Origin of the sequence: Streptomyces sp. GESEQ-35, from assembly GCF_017948485.1 — a bacterium.
GTDB lineage: Bacteria > Actinomycetota > Actinomycetes > Streptomycetales > Streptomycetaceae > Streptomyces.
The window spans coordinates 1-4,732 of record NZ_JAFFSX010000062.1 but is presented as its reverse complement, the minus strand read 5'-3'; the positions used below and the strand labels follow the sequence as shown (position 1 = coordinate 4,732).

General features: G+C 71.1%; 2 protein-coding genes. Both read right to left on the bottom strand.

Features of this window, described 5'->3' with window-relative positions:
• Positions 1 to 1,583: beta-ketoacyl synthase N-terminal-like domain-containing protein (locus KCH87_RS48245; protein WP_282613094.1), on the bottom strand; the 1,583-nt coding region annotated here is incomplete at its 3' end.
• Between the two features lie 60 nt (positions 1,584 to 1,643).
• The coding region (locus KCH87_RS49895; protein ID WP_247197932.1) for an SDR family NAD(P)-dependent oxidoreductase at positions 1,644 to 4,732 on the bottom strand (3,089 nt) is incomplete at its 5' end.

Here is a 4,732-nt window from a genome sequence, read left to right as displayed (position 1 = left end):
GCGTCCAGACCGTCACCCGCCTCACCGACGTACGCGGCCAGCCGTGCCGCCTGCACCCTGAGCGCGGCGGGGGTCTTCGCCGACACCGGCCACACCACCGGCAACCCAGAATCCTGCCCAGCCTCCTGCACCGGCTCCTCGGCGGGAGCCTGCTCCAGAATCACATGCGCATTCGTGCCACTGATCCCGAACGACGACACACCCGCCCGCCGCGGACGCCCGACCTCCGGCCACTCCCGCGCCTCGGCCAGCAGCCGCACCCGCCCGGCCCCCCACTCCACATGCGGCGTCGGCTCATCCACATGCAACGTCCGCGGCAACACCCCATGCCGCATCGACTCCACCATCTTGATCACACCCGCCACACCCGCAGCGGCATTGGTGTGGCCGATGTTCGACTTCACCGACCCCAGCCACAGCGGCTCAGCCTCCTCCGCGCGGCCCTGGCCGTAGGTCGCGAGCAGTGCCTGCGCCTCGATCGGGTCACCCAGCGAGGTACCCGTCCCATGCCCCTCCACCACATCCACGTCGGCGGGAGCAAGTCGCGCGCTGTCCAGCGCCTGCCGGATCACCCGCTCCTGCGAAGGGCCGTTGGGGGCGGTCAGACCGTTACTCGCACCGTCCTGATTGACGGCCGAACCCCGCACCACCGCCAGCACCCGGTGCCCCCGCCGCCGAGCATCCGACAGCCGCTCCAGAACCAGAACACCCACGCCCTCCCCGAAGCCGGTGCCGTCGGCCTCGGCCGCGAAGGCCTTGCAGCGGCCGTCGGGAGAGAGCCCGCGCTGCTTGCTGAACTCCACGTAGAGGCGGGGCGTGGGCAGCACGGTGACACCGCCGGCGATTGCGACGCCGCAGTCACCGTTGCGCAGCGCCTGCGCCGCCAGGTGCAAGGCGACCAGGGACGACGAGCACGAGGTGTCGACCGTGACGGCGGGTCCTTCGAGACCGAGGGTGTAGGCGAGGCGCCCGGAGACCACGCTGGTGGTGGTGCCGGTCAGCACGTAGCCCTCGTACTCCGCGGGCAGCGCGCGGCCCGCTGGGGCGTAGTCCTGTCCGATGGCGCCGATGAAGGCGCCCGTCCGGCTGCCCTTCAGCGTGTTGGGGGCGATGCCGGCATGCTCGAACGCCTCCCACGCGGTCTCCAGCAGCAGCCGTTGCTGCGGGTCCATCGCCTCGGCCTCGCGGGGGCTGATGCCAAAGAAGTCCGCGTCGAAGCGGTCGGCGTCGTGGAGGAAGCCTCCCTTCGTGACATAGGAGGTGCCCGCGTGGTCGGGGTCGGGGTGGTAGACCTCCTCCAAGTCCCAGCCACGGTTCGACGGGAACTCGGAGATCGCGTCCCCGTCCTCCGCCAGCAGCCGCCAGAGGGCTTCGGGGGAGGTGATGCCGCCGGGGTAGCGGCATCCCATTCCGACGATGGCGATCGGCTCCTGCTCCCGGGCCTCGGCTTCCTTCAGCCGTCGGCGCGTCTGGCGCAGGTCGGCGGCAGTGCGCTTCAGGTAGTCCCGTAGCTTTTCCTCGTTGTCCACGGCCTTCCCCATGTCGCGAGGACCGTTCGCCGGGTTCTGAGCAACGTTCGCCATGCGAATTCCACTCCTGGGTACGACAGTTGCGACTGGTGAGCGGCGGCGGTGCGCCGTGGTTCAGGAACTTCCGAGTTCCTGATCGAGCGCGTCGAAGAGGTCGTCGTCGCTCGCCGTACCGAAGTCCTGTGTCTCGTCGACGGAGCCTTCAGCGTGGTACAGGTCGTTCCATTTCCAGAGCATCGCCTGGAGGCGGGCGGTGATGCTCGCGTACGCCTCGTCATCGGGCGCGATGCCCTGACCGAGCTCGGACAGCGCGGCCTCGATCTGTTCGAGGTCGTCCACGATCCGCATCACCGGGTCCGCTTCCTCGGGGACCAAGGCTGTACGCAGGTGTTCGCCGAGCGTGGCGGACGTGGGGAAGTCGAAGACGAGGGTGCCGGACAGCCTCAGGCCGGTCGCCTTGCCGAGGCGGTTGCGCAGTTCGACGGCGGTGAGGGAGTCGAAGCCGAGCTCCTTGAAGGCGCGGTCCGCTTCGATGCCGGCGGTGTCGCCGTGGCCGAGCACGGCCGCCGCCTGCTCGCGTACCAGCTCGACGAGGAGTTCCACCTGCTGATCGGCCGTACGGCCGGCGAGCCGGTCGGCCCAGTTCGTTTCCGGGGCGGTCGCGCTCACCGCCGCCTTGCGCAGCGCGGCACGGCGTGGGGCCGGGGTCCCGACGAGGCCGCGCAGCAGGGGCGGCACGTCTCCTCCGGACTCGGTCGCGGCGCGGGATCGCAGCGCCGCGAGGTCGAACTGGACGGGGACGAGGACCGGTTCGTCGGCTCGGAGCGAGGTGTCGAGGACGGACAGGCCTGTCTCGATCAGCAGGGGGGCGACTCCGGAGCGTCCGAGCCGCTGCCGGTCGCCGCTGTCGAGCGCGCCCGCCATACCGCCCGCCTGTTCCCAGAGTCCCCAGGCGAGGGAGATGCCGGGCAGCCCCTGGATGCGCCGGAGTTCGGCCAGGGTGTCCAGGAAGGTGTTGGCGGCCGCGTAGTTGGCCTGGCCTGCCGCACCCATGACGCCGGCGGCTGAGGAGAACAGGACGAACGCCGCAAGGTCCAGCCCGCGCGTCAGCTCATGGAGATTCCAGGCCGCGTCCACCTTCGGCCGCAGCACCTGCGCCAGTTGCTCGGCGGACAGCGCCGAGATCGTGGCGTCACGGACGACACCCGCCGTGTGCACGACTGCCGTCAACGGATGCGCCTCGGGGACCGACGCCAGCAAGCCTGCCAGCGCGTCGCGGTCCGCCGCGTCGCAGGCCTCCACCCGCACCCGCGCACCTTCGAGCTCCAGCTCCGCCACCAACTCCCGGGCGCCAGATGCCGACAGCCCCTGACGACTCGTCAACAACAGGTGACGTACGCCGTGTTCGGCCACGAGATGACGTGCCACGAGCGCGCCCAGCGAGCCGGTACCACCCGTCACCAGCACCGTCCCTTCCTCATCGAAGGAACGCGGCAGGGTCAGGACCAGCTTTCCTGTGTGGCGGGCCTGGCTGAGGAAGCGGAGGGCGTCGGGGGCCCGGCGCACGTCCCACGCCGACACGGGCGCGGGACGAATGGCGCCGGTTTCGAAGAGCTCGACCAGTTCGCCGAGCATCTCGCGGATGCGCTCGGGGCCGGCGTCGAGGACGTCGTACGCGCAGTACGTCACCCCGTTGTGTGCGGCCGCCACCTCGTCGGGCGACCGCTTGTCCGTCTTGCCCATCTCGAGGAACCGTCCGCCGGGTCCCTGGAGCCGCAGCGAGGCATCGACGTAGTCGTTGGCAAGGGAGTTCAGGACGACGTCCATCGTGCCCGTGCCGGAAGCGGATCCGAGTGAGGTGCGGAACTTCCCCTCGAACTCCAGGTCACGCGAACTCGCGATGTGGTCGTCGTCCATGCCCTGCCCGCGCAGCGTGTCCCACTTGGCGGGGCCGGCCGTTCCGTAGACCTCCACACCCCAGTGGCGGGCGAGTTGCAGCGCGGCCGAGCCTACGCCGCCGGTCGCCGCGTGCACGAGCAGCGACTCCCCCGCCTTGATCTCGGCGAGGTCCACCAGCCCGTAGTAGGCGGTGAGGAAGACGACGGGCACACCGGCGGCCTCAGCGAAGGTCATGGCCTCCGGCATCCGTACGACGAGACGCGCGTCGGTGACCGTGACCGGCCCGGTGCCCTCCATGAGGATGCCCATCACGCGGTCCCCCGGACGGACCTGGGAGACGTTCACGCCGGTCTCCAGGACCACGCCCGCGCCCTCGCCGGCCATCGCGCGGTGGTCACCGGGCACCATGCCGAGCGCCGTCAGCACGTCGCGGAAGTTGAGCCCGGACGCTCGCAGCGAGATACGCACCTCGTCGGGGCCGAGCTCGCGCAGCGCGTCCGCGTGGGGCCGCAGGGCGAGTTGGTCCAGGGAGCCGGTGCCCTCCAGAGCGAGCCGCCACGGCACGGCGTCCGTGCCCACCGTCTCGTGCGCGGGCTCCGGCAGGAGTGAGTCGGTCGTCCGCCGCGCCAGACGGGGCACCTTGACCGTCCCCTGCCGTACGGCGAACTGGCCGTCGTCGCCCTGCCCTTCGGCGTGGGCGGTCACGGCGGCGAGCAGCGCTTGCGCCGAGTCCTGGTGCGCGTCGACGTCTGCAAGGAGGAAGCGGTCCGGGTTCTCCGTCTGCGCCGACCGCACAAGTCCCCACAGCGGGGCATGCACCAGGTCGAGCGCGGGCTCCCCGTACTCGACGCCGACTGCGTCACGCGTGCAGACGAGAAGCCGCGCGTCCGACAGCCCGGCGGCGTCGAGGGCGATCCACTCCTGCGTCAGGGCGAGGGCGGCGGACGCCACCTCGTGCACGGACTGGCTTACGTCGTCCGGGAGTTGCGGAGTCGCGAAGGAGGCGACGACGACCTGAGGTGCGGCGGCAGCATCCTGTACGACCGCTGCCTCAAGGTCCGCCAGACCCCCATACTCCGTGAAGCTCGCGCCCGCATCAGCGAGCGCGGGGCCCAGGCCCAGGACGTCCGGGCCCAGCAGTGCCCAGTGAGCCGTGAACTCGGTGGCACCGACCGCGGCCTGGACCCACTCCGCGACGAACACCGGGTCCTTCGGCTCCATGTCGCCGACGCCCAGGGCCGCCAACTGGGCCGTGGATACGGCTCGTGTCGCCAGCGTTTCGATGTGGGCGATGGGGGTGCCGC